The organism is Nitrosomonas mobilis (assembly GCF_900103035.1).
Classification (GTDB): Bacteria; Pseudomonadota; Gammaproteobacteria; order Burkholderiales; family Nitrosomonadaceae; genus Nitrosomonas; species Nitrosomonas mobilis.
In genome coordinates this window covers 1-21,121 of record NZ_FMWO01000038.1, presented here as the reverse complement: position 1 = coordinate 21,121, position 21,121 = coordinate 1, and the positions used below count along the sequence as shown (strand labels likewise).

Annotated in this window: 16 protein-coding genes and 2 pseudogenes; 6 read left to right on the top strand and 12 right to left on the bottom strand. The window is 47.7% G+C overall.

Annotated elements, in window-relative coordinates; genetic code table 11:
* Positions 1-42 precede the first annotated feature (42 nt).
* The 4 genes from NSMM_RS03915 to NSMM_RS03900 all read left to right on the top strand — a co-directional run bounded on the left by NSMM_RS03915 (position 43) and on the right by NSMM_RS03900 (position 3,459).
* On the top strand, positions 43-567 hold the full coding sequence (locus NSMM_RS03915) for a cupredoxin domain-containing protein (protein ID WP_090284819.1): 525 nt from the start codon (positions 43-45) through the stop codon (positions 565-567).
* A gap of 42 nt (positions 568-609) precedes the next feature.
* Entirely contained in the window at positions 610-2,091 is a 1,482-nt protein-coding gene (locus NSMM_RS03910) for a cbb3-type cytochrome c oxidase subunit I (protein WP_090284817.1), read from the top strand.
* Between the two features lie 173 nt (positions 2,092-2,264).
* Positions 2,265-2,900, top strand: coding sequence for an SCO family protein (locus NSMM_RS03905; RefSeq protein ID WP_090284815.1), 636 nt, complete (start codon positions 2,265-2,267; stop codon positions 2,898-2,900).
* Positions 2,884-3,459, top strand: coding sequence for a hypothetical protein (locus tag NSMM_RS03900; RefSeq protein ID WP_245654672.1), 576 nt, complete (start codon positions 2,884-2,886; stop codon positions 3,457-3,459). Before NSMM_RS03905 ends, NSMM_RS03900 begins: the two co-directional genes overlap by 17 nt.
* Before the next feature lie 258 nt (positions 3,460-3,717).
* Here the strand turns inward: NSMM_RS03900 and NSMM_RS03895 are convergent, their stop codons facing one another.
* From NSMM_RS03895 to NSMM_RS03865, 7 genes are all read right to left on the bottom strand, one after another.
* Positions 3,718-6,102, bottom strand: a complete 2,385-nt coding sequence (locus tag NSMM_RS03895; RefSeq protein WP_090284813.1) for a GspE/PulE family protein — start codon at positions 6,100-6,102, stop codon at positions 3,718-3,720.
* 17 nt (positions 6,103-6,119) lie between these two features.
* Positions 6,120-6,884, bottom strand: a complete 765-nt coding sequence (locus NSMM_RS03890) for a 3',5'-cyclic-nucleotide phosphodiesterase (protein WP_090284811.1) — start codon at positions 6,882-6,884, stop codon at positions 6,120-6,122.
* Positions 6,885-7,268: 384 nt separating this feature from the next.
* Positions 7,269-8,138 (bottom strand): hypothetical protein, encoded by an 870-nt coding sequence (locus tag NSMM_RS03885; protein WP_090284809.1) that lies wholly within the window; start codon positions 8,136-8,138, stop codon positions 7,269-7,271.
* Between the two features lie 129 nt (positions 8,139-8,267).
* Positions 8,268-9,056 carry a slipin family protein gene (locus tag NSMM_RS03880; protein WP_090284807.1) on the bottom strand — a complete coding sequence of 263 codons (789 nt, stop codon included), beginning with the start codon at positions 9,054-9,056 and terminating at the stop codon, positions 8,268-8,270.
* Position 9,057: 1 nt separating this feature from the next.
* Positions 9,058-10,482, bottom strand: a complete 1,425-nt coding sequence (locus NSMM_RS03875; RefSeq protein ID WP_245654671.1) for an NfeD family protein — start codon at positions 10,480-10,482, stop codon at positions 9,058-9,060.
* Positions 10,483-10,488: 6 nt separating this feature from the next.
* On the bottom strand, positions 10,489-11,169 hold the full coding sequence (locus tag NSMM_RS03870; RefSeq protein WP_245654670.1) for an NUDIX domain-containing protein: 681 nt from the start codon (positions 11,167-11,169) through the stop codon (positions 10,489-10,491).
* Positions 11,166-12,080: a Tim44 domain-containing protein gene (locus tag NSMM_RS03865; RefSeq protein ID WP_090284803.1), complete on the bottom strand. Its 915-nt coding sequence runs from the start codon at positions 12,078-12,080 to the stop codon at positions 11,166-11,168. The genes NSMM_RS03870 and NSMM_RS03865 overlap by 4 nt, the downstream gene beginning before the upstream one ends.
* A gap of 105 nt (positions 12,081-12,185) precedes the next feature.
* On the opposite strand from NSMM_RS03865, the gene NSMM_RS03860 reads away from it, so the two are divergent.
* The gene (locus NSMM_RS03860; RefSeq protein WP_245654669.1) at positions 12,186-13,046 is read left to right on the top strand and encodes a YicC/YloC family endoribonuclease; all 861 of its coding nucleotides are present in this window, start codon (positions 12,186-12,188) and stop codon (positions 13,044-13,046) included.
* A gap of 854 nt (positions 13,047-13,900) precedes the next feature.
* On the opposite strand, the gene NSMM_RS03850 is transcribed toward NSMM_RS03860, so the two are convergent.
* The 5 genes and pseudogenes from NSMM_RS03850 to NSMM_RS03835 all read right to left on the bottom strand — a co-directional run bounded on the left by NSMM_RS03850 (position 13,901) and on the right by NSMM_RS03835 (position 20,021).
* On the bottom strand, positions 13,901-14,263 hold the full coding sequence (locus tag NSMM_RS03850) for an exosortase system-associated protein, TIGR04073 family (protein ID WP_090284797.1): 363 nt from the start codon (positions 14,261-14,263) through the stop codon (positions 13,901-13,903).
* 174 nt (positions 14,264-14,437) lie between these two features.
* Positions 14,438-14,578, bottom strand: a pseudogene (locus tag NSMM_RS16965) (IS30 family transposase); the annotation flags it as partial.
* Positions 14,579-14,739: 161 nt separating this feature from the next.
* On the bottom strand, positions 14,740-16,830 hold the full coding sequence (locus NSMM_RS03845; RefSeq protein ID WP_090284795.1) for a TonB-dependent hemoglobin/transferrin/lactoferrin family receptor: 2,091 nt from the start codon (positions 16,828-16,830) through the stop codon (positions 14,740-14,742).
* A gap of 81 nt (positions 16,831-16,911) precedes the next feature.
* Complete coding sequence (locus tag NSMM_RS03840; protein ID WP_245654668.1) at positions 16,912-18,627, bottom strand: CbiX/SirB N-terminal domain-containing protein; 1,716 nt, start codon at positions 18,625-18,627, stop codon at positions 16,912-16,914.
* 89 nt (positions 18,628-18,716) lie between these two features.
* Positions 18,717-20,021 (bottom strand): DUF2325 domain-containing protein, encoded by a 1,305-nt coding sequence (locus tag NSMM_RS03835; RefSeq protein ID WP_090284792.1) that lies wholly within the window; start codon positions 20,019-20,021, stop codon positions 18,717-18,719.
* Between the two features lie 1,014 nt (positions 20,022-21,035).
* Between NSMM_RS03835 and NSMM_RS15060 the strand changes: the two are divergent.
* Positions 21,036-21,121: pseudogene (locus NSMM_RS15060) on the top strand (IS5/IS1182 family transposase); the annotation flags it as partial.

Below are 21,121 nucleotides of genomic sequence, written 5' to 3'. Positions count from 1 at the left end.
CCGAGTCTTTTAATCAACTAAATAGAGGGGAGGGAAGAATAAATGATCTCAACAGTTTATGCTATTTCGCTGGCAGGCATGGCGTTTATCGCTGCCGTTTTTATATTCGTTATCAAGAATTCCAAAGAGGTTGAAGCAGATTATCCATCCGTTATTCAGAAATGGTACGGTGTTCGCGGCAAGTGGTTCATTTTTCTTGCAATACTCGGTATTACGGTTACGTTCCTTTCCACTAGTCCCTATCCGATAGCTGATCAGGAAAAAACTTATGAAGATAACGAACACCAGGTTGTTAAAGTAGGTGCTCACCAATGGTATTGGACAATGGTGCCAAATACCGTCGAATCTGGTAAACCTGTCGCATTTTATGTGACTGGAGAAGACGTTAATCACGGCTTTGGCGTTTATGATGACAACCTAACGCTCGTTGCACAAACTCAGGCAATGCCAGGTTATACCAATAAATTAATACATACCTTTGATAAACCAGGGAAATACAAAATCCTTTGTCTCGAATATTGTGGGTTGGCACATCACGCCATGATCACTGAATTAACCGTTAATTAAGTTTATGTATTTGCAAAAAACCATCATAAAGTGGAGGGCAGTATGAGCAGCACAGCAACAACGAGCGACAAAATTGAATATAGCGAAGCGGAGAACCGCAACGCGCTGATTGCCGTTAAGGCACACTTGATTACCGGTTTGCTAGTCTTTTTATTGATGATGCTGGCCGGGTTTGCCATGCGTGCAGCACAAGGCACATGGCTGGATATTCCAGTTGATCTGTTTTATCAAATCATGACTGTACATGGCGTAGGGGTGGTCGGCGCTGCAGGACTGGCTTCCACGGGTGTGCTCTGGTACTTCTTGCGCCAGTATGTGCGGCTTAGTAATACCATCGTCTGGACTAATTACTTTATTTTCCTAATAGGCGTGGTCTTGATTTTAGGTTCCATATTTCTAGGTAAATATGGTGGCGCATGGACATTCCTCTACCCATTACCGGGGAATTCACTCGGCGCTTGGTCAACTGGTTCTGCCGCACTGTTTCAAGTCGGGCTACTGCTGATCGGAACTGGCTTTCTAATTCTTTATCTAGATTTCGGCCGTGGCATTCTTGGCCGTTACGGCAGCCTGGGTAGAGCGCTTGGGGTGACACAACTTTTTGGTATGGAGCCGCTTAATATCTACCACCCTGCTACTGTTGTGGCCGGCACCATGGTGTTAATCGTCAACTTTATCGGAATTGCAGCCGGCGCAGTAGTATTGGTCATGGGGCTGGTCAATCTTTATTACCCGGAATTTAAACCAGATCCAATGTTAATGAAACATCTGATTTATTTCTTTGGTCATGTCTTCATCAACGTCGCAATGTATGCTGCTGTCGTAGCCGTCTATGAGTTGCTACCCCGCTACACCGGTCGCCCATGGAAAACCAATAAAGTTTTTTTAGCAGCTTGGTTCGCTATTATTTTCCTGGTTATGGGCGTTTATCCACATCATTTACTAATGGACTTCCCAGTGCCGGCTTGGGCAGCAATCACTGCTCAGGTACTTTCTTTTGGTAGTGGATTGCCGGTACTAGTCGTCACGGGTTACGGTGCATTGATGATCGTGTATCGCTCCGGAATCAAATGGAACAATACCACCAAGCTGATATTTTTATCTCTGTTCGGCTGGGCTGCCGGTGTTATTCCCGCCATTCTCGATGCTATGGTAACGGTTAATCGTGTCTTCCATAACACACTGTGGGTACCAGGTCACTTCCACTTCTATCTGCTGCTCGGATTGTTGCCAATGATCATCGGTTTCATGTACCACCTCACTGGTGAAGGCAAAGAAAAAGCACAATCCAGCGCAACAGATAATTTTGGATTCTGGGCTTATTTTGTTGGCTGTCTGATGACATCTATGGTATTTCTTGCCAGTGGCGCTAACAGCGTGCCACGCCGCTGGGCAGTACACATGGAAGAATGGGTAACCCTTGCTCAGTTTGGCGCGGTAGCTGCTGCATTAGTGCTGTTAGGCATGCTGATATTTGTTTTCCGCAGTTTATTCAGCTTACCAAAAGCAGCTAATCCGAACTAAAAACTCATCTTTCCAGCTTGCTGGAAACAACTTGACGCGGCGCTCCTGGATCTTTTTATTCAAGAGCGCCGTTTTTGTTTATATTTACCCTGATTTTTTATACTCACAAATGGTCTTATACTGATTGAGATATCATTTGTTTTACAGTTTGTTTCTTAGGAAGGAATCGTGCGATGAAAACATTCCTCATAACAATCATTATTGTCTTTTCTGGCTCGCTGCTTCTTTGGGAGAGCACGGATGGGGGCGAAGCCTTTACCGCAGAGACTGCTCGGCGTCTCGATGTTCAAAGAAATCCGCGCATCATTCCTGATTGGCGTCTGGAGGACCAGAATGCTGAGGTTTTCTCGCTCGATGCCTGGCGAGGCCATTTTATTGTCGTGGATTTTATTTATACTAGTTGTCCCGGTGTTTGCCTGATACTTAGCAGTGGAATGAAGACCTTGCAGGATGAATTTGCAATGGCTGGTAACGATAACGATTTACGCTTACTGAGTATTAGTTTTGATCCTCAGACCGATACGCCCGATCGACTCAGAGAACATTTGGTGGAGCATTTCTCAGCTGATCCGGATTATTGGATAGCCGCCAGACCAACCAGTAACGAGCAGTTAAAGTCCTTGCTGGATTTTTTTAAAGTTGTAGTTATCCCGGATGAATACGATGGTTACACGCACTCGGCGGGTTACCATGTGATTGACCCAACAGGTAGATTAGTTGCCATTTTTGGCTTTGAGCAACTCCCGGAACTACGCGCTTATCTTGCTCAAGCGTTACAAACGGAGGAACACCATGGAAATAATCAGTAAATTTAAACGCGAGTGGATGTTGCTTGTGGTCTTCATTATTCTGGCTCTAGCCCCTGTCCGACATTTTCTGGAACAGAGTATGGTGACGCACATGCTGATACAGTTACCCGCGCTGGTCATCATTGGATGGCTGGCCACAAATTTTTTCCCCGCCAGCTGGAAAGAAAGAATAAAGGAATGGAACCGATGGGGTATATCAGGAATGGCATTTGCCATCGTAATTATGCTTTACTGGATGTTGCCACGAACGCTGGATGCGGCCTTATCTGAATGGCCTATTGAATTAGTTAAATTTACCACCGTCCCCCTGATGGGTATGGCGCTTGGTTTGAGTTGGCCATTACTTAATTCAATCGCGCAAGGCGTTTTAAAACTGGAATTTTGGGCAACTTTCATGCGAATGGGATGGCTATACCTCGATCTGCCCGATCGTCTTTGCTCAAACTACTTACTGGGAGATCAGCGCATTCTTGGACAGCTGCTACTTGTTGCTGGCACAATCTGGGCTTTTACCTGGATGCTACGTATTGTCTTTGGGGTTAACCTGATCAAAACTTAACCACACCAACTGATTGGTGTGGTGTCAGTAGAACTGAACAAGTTTCTGGGTCTTGTTATGGATACATCTCACACAATCAGACGATAACCCACCAGGTTTCACTGGTAATTTGCGAGCAGTCATCAATAAGGTTTATGCGCCAGTCAATATTGATGAAGTTCTTCCCGATATCAGCCTCAATATCTGCACCTATTCAACGCTGATCGCCTGACTATTTTGGGATGGCAGTAACGTCAATCCGAAGGCAACACTCTTAAATTATTTCACGCAGACGGCGCGTACCTGATGAATGTCGGTAATGCCTTGGAGGACTTTTTCGATACCGTCCTGTTTCAAAGTGCGCATGCCTTCCTGTAATGCAGTGGCTAGCATTTCCGCAACGCGGGCATGTTCCTGGATATTTTTCTTCAGAGCATCAGTTGCTGACAGTAACTCATGTAGCCCGACCCGGCCGGCATAACCGGTACCGGTGCAATGATCACAACCAACCGCTTCATGCAGGGTAATTTTCCCATTTTCATCGCCATATTGCTCCATCCAGCGTGATGCGATTTCCCGGCTAGCCGCATCCGGATCTACCTTGAAATAGGCGGTATTTCTCAGTTCTTCACAATACTCGGCCAGCAATGTATGAATTTCGTCATCGCTGGCAATGTGCTCCCGCTTGCACTTACTGCAGAGGCGTTTTGCCAGACGTTGCGCGAGAATACCTAGCAGGGCATCGGCAAAATTGAACGGATCCATGCCCATGTCCAACAGGCGGATGATGGATTCCGGTGCGCTGTTGGTATGGAGCGTCGCAAAGACCAGGTGGCCGGTAAGTGAGGCCTCGATGCCGATACTGGTAGTTTCCTTGTCACGCATTTCCCCAACCATGATGATGTCCGGATCTGCGCGGAGAAATGATTTCATGATGGTGGCAAACGTTAACCCGGCTTTAGCGTTGATCTGCACCTGACGCAATCCCTTCTGCGTGATCTCGACCGGATCTTCTGCCGTCCATATCTTGGTTGCCGGCGTGTTTAAATGTTTGAGAATGGAGTGCAGCGTAGTGGTCTTACCCGAGCCGGTTGGGCCACAAACAAAGAATAAACCATATGGTTTCGCCACAATGGATTTGAGCGTTTTCAGGTTATGAGTGGTGAAACCCATTTTGTCGAGCGGAATCGGTTCGCCTGCTGCCAGAATCCGCATTACGACATCTTCCACGCCACCAGCTGAAGGAATGGTTGCTACCCGCAATTCGATATCGAGTGGTGCAAATTTACGAAACTTGATTTTGCCATCCTGCGGTTTACGTTTCTCGGAGATATCAAGGTCACACATAATCTTAATGCGGGTAACCAGTGAGTTGCGGTAACTGGCTGGAATCTCGATATAGGGCAGCAAGGAGCCGTCCTTGCGGAAACGGATGCCGGTTTTTTCCTTGCCTGGCAGAGGTTCGATATGAATATCAGATACTCCGAGCTTGTGCGCATCCATGATGATACGATTCACCAGCTTGACCAGTTCGTTATCCGCAGCAGCAGAAACTTCATCGTCTTCCTCCTCGATTGTGTCACCAGTCTCATCAGTCAAACCAGAGAGCATGACGTTGATGCTGTCGCCCTCGATAGGCGCGTCACTGGTGCCATAAAATAGATCGAGTGTGGCGTAAAATTCGCGTTGTGTAGACACGCTATAAATGATTTTATGCTTTGGGAAGATCTGGTTGACGATACGTAATGCCTTGATCCTGTCAGGATCGAGTGCCAACACGGTCAGGCCCTTTGTACTATCGTCTATCGGCAACCAGTTATTACTCTCCGCAAATTCCCGCTTAATGTTTTTTAATAAATCCAGCGGCTTGATCCGATCAGCCCGAAAGGGTTCGTAATGAACGCCAAAAAAACTCGCCAGTGCATTTCCAATCTGCGCAGGTTTTATATCAAATTGATCAATCAGCACGTCTTCGAGATTGCGACCGGTTTCCCGCGCCTGCCGCGTTGCCAGCGCAAACTCTGCGGCACTGATGACATCTTCGATAATCAGGTGATCGTAACGGGTTTTGCCGAGTAATTGCTGTTTCTGGCGTTGTTTGAAGGCAATAGCGAGTGTTTGGCAGATTTCTTTCAGACTCTCGACAATCATGGGTGAAAAAGGCTGGTCATCTTTGCTATTGATTATCTGCACCACCCCAAATACCTCAGGTTCACCTCCATGCAGGATAGGTGCTACCAACATCTGCTTGGTGCGGTAACCAGTGCGTTTATCCACTTCCTGCAGGAAGCGTAAATGCTCGCCAAGTACGTTCAGTTCGCTGCGATCATAAACATCACGTAAATTAACCGTTTTTTTATGCAGACTGACGTAACCCGCAACACTGTGTTCATTGATTGGTAAACGCAAATCCTGGAAGGTATCCAGCCCGGTTTTAATCCGTGCGGCGATCGACGATTTATCTTCGCTGACGGTATAAATGGTCAGGCGATCAGCGTTGAACAGGGTACAGATATCGCGACTGATATCGGGAAGAATTTCATCAATATTGGCCGCTGCATAAATTTTATTGATGACTGCTCGCAAATTACCGACGAAACCCAGTGTGCTATCGTCACGTACCGGCTCATTCTCGCGTGGCTCCAAAGCCAAGGGTGTATTCATTTCTGACTGTCCTGAAACTAAAATTCAAATATCTGCTGATAGAGTAGTCTTTGGGGATGTAAATCGCTAACGCCAGCCATAATTTCGCGCATAGTCTGCTCAGCTTCTTCCTGTCGCAGATGGGTAATATAAATATCGACATCCCGCTGCAGTTTTTTAAATTCTTCTATCAGTAATGCCGGGCAAAAATGTTTGGAGCGAATCGCTATATCCTGCTTGGCATTACTGAATGCGGATTCGATAATCAGGTAGCGCAGATTATCGATCTGATTGATCACCTCCCAGAAGGGGTCGTGTGTCGTGGTGTCGCCAGTGAAAGCCAGACTGGCCTGGCCGGAATCGAGCCAGAAACCAACCGATGGCACAGTGTGATTGCTGGGCAAGGGAGTAATCCGACGTCCATTCAGAACGATGGCTGTACCAACACTGAGGGACTCCAGGCGCATGTAAGGACGGGTAGTATTAGGTATTTTCGTGAAATCCGGCCAGATATGCCAGTTGAAGATATGTTGCTGCAGGCTGCTCAGCGTTTCTGGCAGGGCATGTACAATCAGCGGCTGTTCACGCTGGCAACCAACGGTATCCACCAGAAACGGGATGAAGGCAATGTGATCCAGATGAGCATGTGTCACAAATACATGATCGATCTTCAGCAATTCTTCCAACGATAGGTTGCCCACACCTGTGCCGGCATCGATCAGGATATCTTCATCCAATAACATTGCAGTAGTATGGGCACCTCCTCCTATTCCGCCGTTACATCCGAGCACTTTTAATTTCAAGATTTTGTCTCCTTGTTCGGCCAATTTAACCGAAATGCTCAGCGTGTTTAAGTGGAAACAGCAAGGGAATCCAGGGGTGCTTTGCTAATTTGAGCAACATTCCTTGATTCCTTGCAAGATTGTCAGCTCAAACAGCTTGTAGACAGCTAAACCTGGCGACTGCCTGAACTGCAAAGCACGAATATCGAACTATCTATCGGCAGCAATATTTTTAACATGAAACATTTCTTCGTAAAGTGAGTTTACTTACAGTTCGCTGTAATCAACCTGCGGGAGGATGTTCATTTTCAATGAGTACGCTCGTGTCAGTCGCAATAAAAATGCCGCCAGGAAATCTTTCACTGGCGGCATGGGCATCAAGTACAGCTTCTCTTGTCAAACCACTCAGAATGTCGGTAGTTTTTCCAGATTGCCGGTTTGTGAATTGCGAATCCAGGTTTCATTGGTAAAAGCATCAAACACCGTATCTGCATCCGTCGCCAGACAGTCCTGTACAACCTGCATTTTATTGGAACCTCTCGTGGTCTGCGTCACAGGCGGATTGATCGTGATACCAGGCAAACCGACAAATCCCTGAAATTGCGCCGTCATGTCATAGCAAATATTAAAATTGATGGTCAAGTCGGTATTTTCAGCTGGCGCGTTGATCATGCATGTTTTGTTATTTACGGAATTCTGATTAAGGATTCCTGAATACAGAGGGTTACCGATAATCACGCCACTAAAATTACTCTCAAGAATTTCGGTTGTCATAAACAAGTGAATCCCGGTTGCCGACAATTGTTCGGGCGGTTCACATAAATTGCCGCCACCGTCTTCCGGCAATACAATACAGCCATTCGTAGAAATATCAACTACGTTATTACTCTGACGAAAAATCATGCCTTCCGGCATACCGCTGGTATCACAGGCTGCAATGCTGCCATTTTCATCCGACCTGGCCACCTCATCCAACAGGTTGGCTAATGCCCCAATTCTATTTGGCGCATCACCGAATGCCCCCCCCATTACGTACCCGGCCATATCCAGCGTGCTGATCCCAGTATAAATTCCGGTCTCGGGATAGTAGCGGAACCGCCAGTTCTCAAAAGTTTGAGTAACCTGATGGCCGGGGAAAAAATCAGGAAATACTTTTTCCGCCCAGTTCAGCACTTTTTCAGTTTCGCCAACGATATCGGCCATTGCCAGCTGAATGTGGCCAGCCAGTAGCAATGCCAATAAACCAGAGTAAAAACGTCGAGTGAGTTTAGTCATATTTTTTCTCTCATAATGTAGTTAAAGGTCAAGATTCCATTTTCTGGCAAATAAATTTGATAATTGAATCTCGTTTTTCAATCTACTTTACAAGATATGTTACTTACAGGTGTTCACTGAAAACCGGACTCAATCTGCTTTTGTAACGGCAGCCGGCATTTTTTCTGTCGTTTTTTGTAAGGCGGTTAAAAATTCCATTGGTAAAGGAAAAACAATCGTAGAGTTTTTCTCGCCAGCTATTTCGTTTAACGTCTGTAAATAGCGCAACTGTATTGCTTGTGGCTGCTGGGATAAAACCTGCGAAGCTTCCAGCAAATGATAGGAAGCCTGCAATTCTCCCTCAGCATGAATGACTTTGGCGCGACGCTCACGCTCGGCTTCAGCCTGTTTGGCAATCGCGCGAATCATGGTTTCATTGAGATCGACGTGCTTGATTTCCACGTTGGACACCTTGATTCCCCAGGCATCGGTCTGTTCATCCAGAATCGTTTGAATGTCTGTATTGAGCGAATCGCGACTAGCAAGCATTTCATCCAGCTCATGCTGCCCCAGCACCGAACGCAGCGTAGTTTGCGCAAGTTGACTGGTCGCCATATGATAGTCCTCAACCTGAATGATGGATTTCTCTGGGTCAACCACCCGGAAATACAGCACCGCATTGACTTTTACTGAGACGTTATCACGTGAAATCACATCCTGACTCGGCACATCCATGACGATAGTACGCAAATCCACTCGCACCATGGTTTGAATAATCGGAATAACAATGACCAGTCCGGGTCCCTTGACCTTCCAGAACCGCCCCAACATAAATACAACACCACGTTCGTATTCCCTGAGTACCTTGAAGGCGCTTGCCAGAAAAAAGACAGCAAAAAAAATCAATAATATAGTTGCAGAAAAAATATCAGTATCCATGTTAGCTCTCCAGTGTGTCGTTCCCAGGTTCTACTTCCAGTAATAATCCATGCATAGCCGTCACCTTGACTCGCTGACGAGCTTTGAGCGGCGAGTGGGTGCGCGCGCGCCATTGTTCACCCTGTACACGCACCCAGCCCTCCCGATCAAAATCTTCCATCACTTCACCCACACTATGCAGCATTCGCTCGCTTCCAGTTACTACAGGTCTTTTTCTGGCCTTAAGCGCCATCCCCAGTATAAAAATGCAGACGCCCGCAGACAACAGTGTAAATGTGACGATCAGCGGTAATGAGATGCCGTAACCCGGAATATCGGTATCAATCAGTATCACCGAACCGATTGCAAAGGCGGTGATACCACCCAGGCCCAACGCACCAAAACTCGGTGCAAACGCCTCCGCCAGCATGAAAGCAATTCCCAGAAAAATCAGCGCCATGCCAGCGTAATTAACCGGCAACACCTGAAAGGCAAAGAGTGCCAGCAGCAGGCTGATCGTGCCGACCACACCAGCGACAATCGTTCCGGGATTGGCAAATTCCAGAATCAGGCCATATATGCCAATCAACATCAGAATATAAGCAATGCTGGGATCGGTGATGACTGCGAGCAGGCGCGCGCGCCAGTCTGGCTCGATCCGAACCAGTCTCAGGTCTTGTGTGGCAAGAGTGACCTCTTCACCAGCCGCACTGACGGTTCGCCCATGAATCTTGAGCAACAGATCATCCAGATCGGTCGCGATCAGATCAATGACGTTTTCCTTGAGCGCATCACTGGCAGTCAAGCTTACTCCCGCACGTACCGCCTGCTCCGCCCAGTCGGCATTCCGCCCGCGCATCTCCGCGAGCCCTCGAATATAGGCAACCGCATCATTGATGACTTTTCTGGTCATAGCGTCATCCTGTGCTACTGGCAGTTCACCCGATTGATCGGTCGGTTTCTCCCTGGCGGGGTCAGGCAATTGCGGCAAGCCGCCAATTTTTACCGGTGTTGCCGCACCAAGATTGGTGGCGGGCGACATTGCCGCAATATGGCTGGCATAAAGAATATAAGTACCCGCACTGGCTGCGCGCGCACCGCTTGGAGCAACATATCCAACGACTGGAATGGGGGACGCAATAATATCCTGAATAATGTTGCGCATCGATACATCCAAGCCGCCCGGTGTATTGATTCGCAGAATAATTACGCGCGCCTGTTGCTCCTGTGCCTTGGCTAAACTGCGTTGCACATAATCGTGTACCGCCGGACCAATAACACCATCGATATCCAGCCAGACGCCGATGGCATGGTTGACTACCGAATTATTCTGAAGCGTTTTGACTGGATCATCGTTTTTTGCAATTGACGGGCCAGCAAACAGTAAAATAGTGAGAAGGACAACAAGCTGCATCACACTACGCCACCATAAATATGCTGTATTCATAGGCATTTACCCCGTTGACCAACGTAGGCGAATAGCCTCTCGATTCAATGCCAGCCATTGCAACGCGATGATGGCACTAGCCGATTTGACCGCACCAGAAGAGAGTAAAGTCAATGCCTTGGACAAGGCCATCACATGCACCCTGATATCCTCGTCCTCATTTGCCAAGCCATGAATTGTGCCATCAGCCACCTTGGTCGTATCAGTTTTGCCACAAAACAGTGCGATTTGCTCTGAAGTGCCCCCGGGACTCACCAGATAATCATACAGCGGTACTAATTCAGCGATGTGACAGCCCGCTTCCTCGACCGCTTCTCGAATAACTACCTGCTGTGGCGTTTCGTCTGCGTCGATGATCCCCGCAACAATTTCCAGCAGCCACGCACCACCGGGTGCCTTAAGCGCGCCAATCCGGAACTGTTCAATCAGTACTACGCAGTCCATTTCAGGGTCATACGGCAATACTGCAGCAGCATGACCACGCTCAAGCAGCTCACGCGTAAACGGCTTGCTCCATTCACCACTGAACTTGTGGTGGCGCACATGGTAGCGTTCCATGCGAAAGAAACCCTGGTAGCAAACCGCCTTGTCCAGAATTTCGTAACTCAGGTCATCGTCAGCAGCAACTTCAGAAAATGAGCACTCACCATATATTTCCTGAAGCTGCTTGTTGGTACATTCACTCAATGCTTCAGATCAGCAGCCTGCTGAATTCCAGCCAACAGCCAGGCAGAACGGCGATCATCCAGATCTTTCTGCACGTGCCAGATTTCATCGAAAGATTCCGCTTGCGCATCGGGAGATTCCCGTAATTGCCCGTTAAAACGAACACTTGCGACAGCCTGATTGCCCTCAGTGACCAGATCGAGCAGATTTGCTTCGATAAACAGCACTTCTGTCTGTTGACCCGCACTGGCATCCTGCTCGATTTGCGCGTTCAGCTCGGCAAATAGCTCAGGTGTGGTGAAATCACGGATTTCTTCCAGATCCTGCGCATCATGAGCAGCTTGTAGCGCAATGAAGGAACGCTTAGCCTGCTTGAGAAATCCATCCACATCGAAATCTGCAGGAATTGAGCTGTTCGCCTGATCAGGCTGCTGAACATCGGTACTGAAGGAATCACGGCCCGCAGTAGCACCGTCATGCCCTGAAGATGGCATTCCTCCTGTTGTCTGCCCTGCTCCACCACCCGCATACTGCATTGGCCGGGAAGTCCCTCCCTGTGCCCGCCTGCCCAACATGCGCATCACAAAGAAGATACCTGCCGCCAATGCAATCAATACCAGAATATCCATCATATTGATGCCATCAAATGCGCCACCCATAAATAACGCTGCCAGCAATCCGCCCGCAGCCAATCCGGCAAGTGGGCCGAGCCATTTACTACCACCTGCAGCCGCAGCACCGCCTGCAGCCGCGGTTGATGCGCCGGCAGCCTGCTGTGGTTGTTGCTTCGGCGCGGCTTGTTGTTTGTTAAGATTCATTGAGTCACGCTGCTTACCCAAGCTTTTACCTCCACCCATCCGTCGCGCTTCCGCATCAAATGCCATCAGGCTGAAGGTAAACAGAGCAAGTGTCAAAAATGCTAGTATTCTCATTTGTGTTGTCTCCTTTTGTTGAAAAAATAATGCAATGAATCAGTATAGCACCATCCCCAATTTCACTGGTCAACGGCTAGGCTCCGCGTCATTATGATTGCCAGCATGACCGGCTATGCAGCCTTATCCAGAGAATATGCTTCCGTTTCGCTGGCATTGGAGCTGCGCTCCGTTAACAACCGATTTCTTGATCTACAATTCCGTTTACCGGATGAATTGAGGTCTCTGGAGCCTGCGATGCGTGAATTGCTTACTGCCAGTCTGGCGCGCGGCAAAATCGAATGTCGCCTGGTGCTCTCCAGCCAGACAAATACTATACAAAATATTCTCCTTAATCACGCTCAACTCCACACACTCCAGATGTTAAGCCAGGAAATAAAATCCGTATTTCCCACCGCTGGCGATCTCTCTGTCTCGGATATTCTTCGCTGGCCAGGCATGGTCAATGATCTCCGCACCACAATGAACCCTGCCGAATTGCATACACCGTGCCTTGATTTACTGCAACAGACCTTACAACCTTTTATAGCCGCTCGTGAACGCGAGGGTGCCAAGCTGGGGAATCTACTACTTGATAGGCTTAACCGGATACGCGAACTTCTGGCAGCCTTGTCACCCAAATTACCAATGATTCTTGCCGGTTTTCAGTCGCGCCTGAGCCAGTCTATCCAGGCAGCCGGTCTCAACGAGATGGACGAGCGCATTCGTCAGGAGTTCACTTTATTCGCCAACCGGATTGATGTCGATGAAGAACTGACGCGCCTGCATACGCATCTGGATGAAGTGGAAAATACACTCCAACATGGAGGTGTAGTTGGTAAGCGTCTGGATTTTTTAATGCAGGAACTCAATCGTGAAACCAATACCTTGGCATCTAAATCTGTCGATAGTACCGTCACACAATTAGCCGTTGAAATGAAAGTGCTGATCGAACAGATGCGCGAACAGATTCAAAATATCGAGTAGATTTTTTATCCCTCCACCCAAAAGGTGGCCAGCTAAGGTTTTGTTGCGTGATTATCATGCCCGCTACTTCGGAGGCAACCTTCTGCGGCTTTCATGTAATCTAACATTCTGGCACTGGTTTGAATTTATCACTCTCTCCAGGCCAGCGTTTTGCTCAGCCTTGAAAAGCTCGAAGAGCCAGGATAGCTGCCACCACGAAGTCATTATCACACCCCGAAAACGCGCAATATCTCTAAGAACTCGTTCAAAGTCTCCGAGTTATGAGGAGCTTGGGAGATGAGAAAAGGCTATTCAAGTGATATCTATTGCTAACTATTTTCTGAGGCATAACAACAACCTATAGTGTTGTTAAATAAACCATATTTACTGACAAGCATGCTCAGATTAGTCATCTGTTGAGCGCAGGCGCACTAATCCTTGCTTATGTTTTTTTGCTGTAAAAGTACACGCGCTTTCATGGATCTGCGAATAAACAAAGCGGTTCTTATGGCGGTATTAGAATATTACTATGACCTACTGCGAGCTCGTGCTCTGGTGGTATGCCATTCAGAGATTATCGATTCAGTAAACCAAACCGTGATATCAACCCGTCGCTACAATCCGTTGTTATGCTCATGCCAGTTAATCTTTATCGCGAGATTTTTCTATCTTATGACGGTGGCTTTCGTTGTGTTTATAAAGCACTGGCATAGTTCTGCAGGTGAAATCCTGCAGAACTATGCCAGATGTGCCATCTTTTTACCGACAGTTCTATTTATTCAATAACGCTACTGCGCTCATCGTTTCGCTGCAAAACATACTCACTTAACCAAACAGCGCTTTGAATATAACATGCCAAAACAACTGCAGTAATCCTAACGCATTTTCCACGGTCCGTAAGTAGTCTCTTTATCAAAATCGTCCCAAATAACATTCGGCTGCGGGACTGTCGTGGTTGGCACTACGAACGTTGCAATATCAAGCGCGCCTGTAAATATACGCCCAAGCATATGCGCTATGCCCGTAAAAAACCCGGCCGTTGCGCCATACGCTACGCCTTCTTCACGTCCGGTTATAATCATGGTTTTGGGAATCTCCGCAACGCCAGTAACCACATTTGCAATTCCATAGCCAAGTTTTTCACCAACTTGGGCAGGATACTCGTGCGCTAACGCTATTTGCGATGACAAGGAGAATATTACAATTACTGCCGAAAATAATTTAAAGATCTTAAGCATCGGAACCTCCATAAAAGATTAAGAGAACCACCGATTAATTCGTGAGCCAGTGTTTGATGGCTACAATCTTCCATCTCATCTTATCGCTGCAAACACTCACAAAAAAATACAACTACATTATCTGCTATTTACGTCTTTAAATGTGAAATTTCATCTCAGAATCCAGGCGCGGATTCAATTTCGAAGTGCAACGCCTATCGGTGGTTTGGTGTAGCGCACCGTCTTCCCGAAGAATACCTCAAACAGAGTTTTGAATCCAAGCACCTTGCGTGGCCGATGGTTGAGTCTATTCGCCGCCCACTGCACTTGTTCCTGGGCTTCGCCGTCGTCTCCGCTAGAAGGCCAGCAAACAGAGTAAAGTGGGCTCATCAGTCAGGACAATATTGTATCGAGTTAAAGAGGGTCACCTGTCACATGCAGCGGAACGTCACTACCCCGATTTTCTATATTTTTGCTTCCATTGCTTAGTTCTCTTGTCAGAACTGGTAAGAAACCGCAAATTTATAATTGCGCCCCGGATCTTTCAATACGCTGAGGTGACGCCGATAATCCTTGTCAGTCAGGTTGTCGATCCCGAAATCAAGACGTATCCCTTTAAACGTGCCGCCCTGCGGTAGCCATGTTAGTGTCAGGTCATGTAACGTATGGCCGGGGGTGGGTGTTCCTTTTGCTGGGATACGATTCTGCGCGCTGACGATACTGCTACGCCAGCCTAGAGAAAGATTATAGGTAGGCCAGTTCAAGCCTGCCAGCACTATCCATTTATCTGGCTGTACATTGGAGAGCACGCCTCCGTCTGTCCGGTTATGGCCACGTGTCTGGGCGTAAGAGAATCCGGTATAACCGTACTTGGCTGCATAATTAGCCTCTATTTCAAATCCTTCCAGTAACGCATCATTCACATTGCCTCTGCTTGTGGTACCCCCTCTGCCAGGGTTTCCAGGGACCGGGTGAAAGACAAAATCAACCATAAGATCAACGAAGCCCTTAACTTTGTTGTGAAAATAGGTGCCTCGCATCGTCAGTTGATCATTTTCGAGCAACAAGCCGGTTTTTTCTATGCGTGCACCTATTTCTTTATTGAAGGCCGTTTCCGGCTTGAGATTCGGGTTGGGTGTGAACAGATTGGCACACCCCGGTCCGCAGGTAAAATGGGTGCCGGTTGTGAATAGCTCACTCAATGTTGGAGCGCGAAACGCTTCGCTATACCCACCGGTGATCGACAACCACTCGGTAACCTTGAATAACCCGCCAATTTTGATATTAACGCGATTGTTTTTATTGGAACGGATGGTAATATCGTCTGCCTGGCTGTGGAAATAGTCCCAGCGCACACCGGGAATCAGCGATAACCGCTCCCACAGGGTAATTTCATCCTGTAGAAATACCCCAGCCACATCTGCACTGCCACGGGGAAATTCTGATCGAGTCGTGCCGTTGCGTTTACCTTCTGACTCATTGTGAAAATAATCAACGCCATAGGTAATAAACTGGGTTACAAAGTGGTTCAGATCAAGACGCGAACTGTTGCGCGCATTGATACCGGTAGTGGAGAAACTGGTTTCGTCGCGTCGCTGGTCGAACAACCGCTTCTCAAGACTGTAGGTAGTGTTGTGGTAGACCATCATTTCAGGATTTAGCCAGGTATTATCCGCATTCATATAGCGATAGCGCAGCATATAGTTACGCTGCTCGGTATCCCGATCCAACAGTGTGTCATCTGTGGAAGCAATCTGTGGGTTGGAAGGTACTTTTCCGGCTTGGTCGAACGTCTGAGTGGAAAATGTGAAGTGATGATCGCCCGGCGTCCAGTTGAGTTTGACCAGACTGGCATAGGACTCAAAACTGGAATTCCGCAGTTTAGAGCCATCACCGAGGCGGATATCATCAGCTGCATTGCGGTAGGAAAAATCGAGCAGATAGTCGACTTGTTCGCCCAGTAGGCCGTAAGCACTGATTCCAGGAATATATTGCTCGTTCATACTCTGAAATCCACCCCTGGTTTTTATACCAGAACTTTCTCCGGAGCGAAGCAGATCAGTTGCATCCAATGTGGTGAAAGATACAACCCCACCGAGAGCACCACTGCCCCATACGGCAGAAGCCGGTCCTCGCATGACATCGACTCGTTTGAGTAACGATGGATCGGTAAATATTCGGGCATTGTGTCCACGATTGAAGTCCTGTCTGGCGCCATCCAGCAGAAACAGGATGCGATCATCATCCATACCGCGTATAGCCGGTCTCATACCTAGATTACGCGGCCCACCACCCAGTTCGACATTAGGCAGATAGCGCAATACGTCACCAATATCAGCGGCCTGACGAGCTCGAATTTGTTCAATGTCAACTACGCTGACTGATTCAGGTATTTCATTTGTCTTCCGGCTGGTGCGGGTTGCGGTGACAGTAATTCCGTTCAGATTCGTTGCAATGAATTTATCTGCTGATTTCACACCAGTTGATGTGGTTTGTGCGCTGACAGGGTAGATAAGCAGCGTTAGGACAATGGCAGTTGCAAGATAAATTCTCCAGCCAGCCAGATAGCCGTCGAGCCATGGAAACATGATACATCCCCGGGAAATAAATTATTTTTGGCTGGCTGGCTGGCTGGCTGGCTATATTTATCAGTATGTTAGGTTTTATTATTAGTTAGTAATTGCTTGGCTGTGCAGCGTGATTCCTTGCTGGATCTGTTCATCAACCCATTGAGTAAAGAAAGGGTGTGGTGCGAAGCCTTCTCCTAGCTCGAATTCAAGCCCGGACAAGAATTTTTTTTCAGGACCGACTGCTGTGGTACGTGCCGGGATGATGATAGCTGTTCCCCCTTGTTTACTGGCTTCGGTCACCATGGCCCTTGTTTTTTTGACCCAGGGTGCGCGCTTTTCCGGCCAGTCTTCGCGCCAGGTGGCAACCTTGAATGCCTTAAAATTTTTGCCGCCGTTCCTGCGCATCTGATTGATTATACTTTCTAATTTTTGCAACCACTCATCGTTTCGCTGGTCGTCATGGGCACCATGCGCAGTCAGAATGACGGTCTCTTTGGCTGGATCTCTGGAGAGTGCGAGTACGCGGTCGAATAGCGCTTTTGCAAACAGAGGACTATCCTCATAACCACCTGTCCGTATAACCGGCAGAGATGTCAGGATTCTGGGAACAGGTTTAGCAGGTTCACCATGTCCATGCTTACTATGCCCGCCATGTGTATCACTACCAGTATTTTGCTCAGCCTGATAATCCTCAATATCCATTCCGATCAGATGCTCTATTTCCGAACGAAATGAATTTCTCGTCGCATAGGCACTGACGATCACTGCTGCTTTGGCGCCGCGCTGCTCCAGCTTGCGTAACGCATGCTCAATCGTGAGGGGATCAGCCATGGAAAAGGCGAATTCAATTTTGTAGCGATCAACCAGAGGTTGTACTGCTACGCGCAGATTTTCGTTCCAGTGAAAATCTGAACCGTGTGCGAACAAGATGACTCCGGTGTTTTCTGTTGTCAGAGGCAGATTGCGATTGGCTTCCCGCTCCATCCACATCGCCAGCTGTTGCGGTTCAATCTGGAGGTTATGGAGTACCGCATTTTTGGGTAACAGCCATTTCAGCCGTGCTTCGAGCGACATCATACTGTCATTTTTAGGGCCCAGAGCGAATACAATAACCTGGTTTTTGCTATTTACGGTTGCCGATCCAGGAGACGTTAGCACGTTGGAAAGCGTTCGTTTCGTACTATTCATGTAATCCTCTGCAGATTCATCTTCTTTTCTTTCCTGAAGAATCAGCGTATTGACCGGACGAAAATCCAGTCCCTGTGATGCTTGCCTAATAATGCGCATCCAGTCGTTGTGCATGGCTCGCCTACTTGCATCGTTCTGCGCACCGTAACCTACTACCGTCAGAGGTTGACGAGTGGCAGACTCCATGGCACGCAGCCGGGAAGCGAGTGCCTCGACTGCGAAATAACTTTCCCCATAAGGGCGTGCAAAAATAGCAGGAATGGTTTTATTTTCTTCTGCAATCAGCCTGTGAATGAGTTGATAGCGCGGTTCGGCTGTAGAGATGAACAATGGCAGTACCACAATACGCTTGATATTTTGACTGCGCAGGCTATCGAGGCCGGACTGCAGCGTTTGCCGGGTGCGTTCATCCGTAACAAAGACCAGTGCAGCCGGATGACTGGATGAGAATGGTTCAAACGCATCGCGAATTTCCTCGTTCCCGACAAAACCCCGGTCGGCTGCAACCACCAGAAAGCCGGTTTTGCCTACTGGTGGTTCTTGATCGGATGCAAACGTTAGTACGGCATTCAGCAAAGCAAATCCTAGTAAATACTGCAGTACAGCAATTTTTGCTGTTTTATTCATCTTAATCTCAAAAAACATGTTTTCTCCATAGTGCGGTATCAATCAAAAAATAAACAGGGGTTAACTGTCCGGCTGGCGATGCCAAGCAGTTATGTTGTGGTTTCAGGCGACTTGCCGGAACCGCTGTTGATGCTGGTTTCACCGGATGCAATTTTTGCTAGCGCTGCAGCAAAACTGGAAACGCCAGCTCCCTTGAACAGCAGGCAGGGTTTTCGTCCCAGCCTGCAAAGCCTTTTGATCTGATAGTAGGCTGCATGGCTAACGCAGTCGGTTGGGCAGATCACCGCCGTAGCGCCATATACCATTTCTGGTAAACGGGATAACGCATTTTCCTGGCCGCCGTCGTGATGCAACAATTTGAGGCCGAGTCGTCTGGCGAGTGCGCGATATTGCGGCAGTAGTGCAGGCCGGCCGCCTACACACAAAATACAATCGAAAGAATCAGCATCGGTATCAACAACGTCAGTTGATTCTGTGTCAATGGCATTGCCGGAATTGAAGGTCAGCAGCAGCTTTTCGAGAGCATTGCGCTCGGTGTGTAGGGCATCTCGTTCTCGATAAAGCTTGGCCAGACTGTGGCAAGCGCTTTTGAGAGACTGTTTGAGCCCGTCAACTTGCGCAATCCTGATCTGTAGTTGCTCGTTTTCCGTTGTCAGGCGCATCAGGCGTTGCGCCATTTCGGTCGAGGCGCGGCCAGACTCCAGGGTTTCCAGACGCTGACGCAACGTGTCGTCTTCCCGCCTGGATTGCTGTAATTCCCGGATTTCTACAGCCGCCTGTTCCAGCCGCTGGCGTAAGCGCAATTCTGTCTGTGCGTGTTTTTCTTTGGCCTGTTTCAGTTGCTCAATCAACTCTTTCAGCGTCTGCTCTGTCTGGTTTGTCCGATTTTGTGTGGCTGAGAGCTCGGCAACTGCTTCATGCATATGCATGTGGACCATGTCGTAGATCTGTTTCCCGCTCTCGGGGCTGATGCGCTTATGGGTGAGCGCTGCCCATAGCGGACCGGCTATTTTTCCGCTTGAGAAATATGTCTTCCAGAGCACCAGTACCTCGTTGTCAGTTTTGGCCGTCTCGAATTGTTTGATATGGTTCTGATGCAATCTGTCCAGGTGCTTATGAATCGCTTCTGATACGGCGTTTCTGGACGTGACGCAGCAAACTGCTTCGACATGCAGCGCATATGTGTTACTTATTGGGGTATTGAAATGAAAGCGTCTGGCGAAACACTCAAGGTCCACTTGTGGCAGACAAAGACCGATGACGGGACAGTGATATCTCTTGTCCAGCTCCCATATTTTCGAACGTCTTACAGGGGTGATAGGCATGCCGGCAACCACCTTTTTTGGTAACAATATACTTATTTCAGGTTGTTGCGAATTTTCTAGCGCATGCATGCAGTATCTCCTTGTGGTGAAAGTACCAATCCGGGCTGGAAAAGCACATATAGCTGGTTAATACGAATGATAATGATTATTATTATCAGAGTCAACTACAATATCATAGCTATTAGCCCAGAATAGTAATAATGACGCGGCGTATCCGTTAAGTTGCCGTTACCTGGAAGAGATGATTGAGAAGTGTGGTGTTACAGTTGACCATTCTTTAATGAACCATTGGGCGATCCGGTTTCTACCATTGCTAGAAAATATTTTCAGAAGGTATAAGCGCTCGGTTGGTAGAAGCTGGCGGATGAGCGAGATCAATATCAACAGGAAGAAGCCCATGGTGGTTCGTCAGGTCAAGTATCTCAACATATCGTGAAACAAGACCGTCGGGCAGTGAAGCGAATAACAAAACCAATGTTTCATCCATCTGCCTGGCAAATAAGGTTATCTGAAAAAAGACGACTACCAGCTTACAGATCAAAGACGATCATTAAAGCTGCTTTGATAAGACCCCTATATTGACTTTCAATCCTGCCTTGTTTCTTTCCGATGCGTGAAATTCATTATTCTCTCCACTCCTAGCCGTCATGCAAGTGCGAAGTCCGCAAGTTTGTATTTTTTAGACAATAAAAATTAATGGATTACGCGCAGACTAATCAAGTGATTGATTTTCAGCATTGGTAGGCGGTGGAAACCTAGCATTGATAAAGCGCGCGCTCATGGCAATCTTGTTGCTTGGCTACTACCACAATCACTTGGTGCTTTGAGAAACTTACTTGTCATGAGTTTCATTAGACTTTTTGACCAACAAGCCAACATTATTTTTATTACTCCAGATACAATGAAACTCACATTATCGAGCTATTGTCAAATCTGGTGTATAGAGAATCAAGCGGCTACCTGTTTTCGATCTCCATTTTGTTTAACGCCGTTAACGAATTTGACGCCCTGCACAACATCCGCTAACAATTTATAGCCCCTTAGAACCTGTTCAAAGTCTCCGAGTTATGAGAAGCTTGGGAGATGAGAAGAGATTATCCAAGTGATATCAAGTCGGAGCAATTCGAGGTTATCAGGCCTTTGCTGGAGAGTGCCCGCAAAAGGACAGC

Bases quoted from the DNA above. Each gene is read 5' to 3' on its own strand.
- NSMM_RS03915 (WP_090284819.1), top strand. From the start codon at position 43: ATGATCTCAACAGTTTATGCTATTTCGCTGGCAGGCATGGCGTTTATC.
- NSMM_RS03910 (WP_090284817.1), top strand. From the start codon at position 610: ATGAGCAGCACAGCAACAACGAGCGACAAAATTGAATATAGCGAAGCG.
- NSMM_RS03905 (WP_090284815.1), top strand. From the start codon at position 2,265: ATGAAAACATTCCTCATAACAATCATTATTGTCTTTTCTGGCTCGCTG.
- NSMM_RS03900 (WP_245654672.1), top strand. From the start codon at position 2,884: ATGGAAATAATCAGTAAATTTAAACGCGAGTGGATGTTGCTTGTGGTC.
- NSMM_RS03895 (WP_090284813.1), bottom strand. From the start codon at position 6,102: ATGAATACACCCTTGGCTTTGGAGCCACGCGAGAATGAGCCGGTACGT.
- NSMM_RS03885 (WP_090284809.1), bottom strand. From the start codon at position 8,138: ATGACTAAACTCACTCGACGTTTTTACTCTGGTTTATTGGCATTGCTA.
- NSMM_RS03880 (WP_090284807.1), bottom strand. From the start codon at position 9,056: ATGGATACTGATATTTTTTCTGCAACTATATTATTGATTTTTTTTGCT.
- NSMM_RS03875 (WP_245654671.1), bottom strand. From the start codon at position 10,482: ATGAATACAGCATATTTATGGTGGCGTAGTGTGATGCAGCTTGTTGTC.
- NSMM_RS03865 (WP_090284803.1), bottom strand. From the start codon at position 12,080: ATGAGAATACTAGCATTTTTGACACTTGCTCTGTTTACCTTCAGCCTG.
- NSMM_RS03860 (WP_245654669.1), top strand. From the start codon at position 12,186: ATGACCGGCTATGCAGCCTTATCCAGAGAATATGCTTCCGTTTCGCTG.
- NSMM_RS03850 (WP_090284797.1), bottom strand. From the start codon at position 14,263: ATGCTTAAGATCTTTAAATTATTTTCGGCAGTAATTGTAATATTCTCC.
- NSMM_RS03845 (WP_090284795.1), bottom strand. From the start codon at position 16,830: ATGTTTCCATGGCTCGACGGCTATCTGGCTGGCTGGAGAATTTATCTT.
- NSMM_RS03840 (WP_245654668.1), bottom strand. From the start codon at position 18,627: ATGAATAAAACAGCAAAAATTGCTGTACTGCAGTATTTACTAGGATTT.
- NSMM_RS03835 (WP_090284792.1), bottom strand. From the start codon at position 20,021: ATGCATGCGCTAGAAAATTCGCAACAACCTGAAATAAGTATATTGTTA.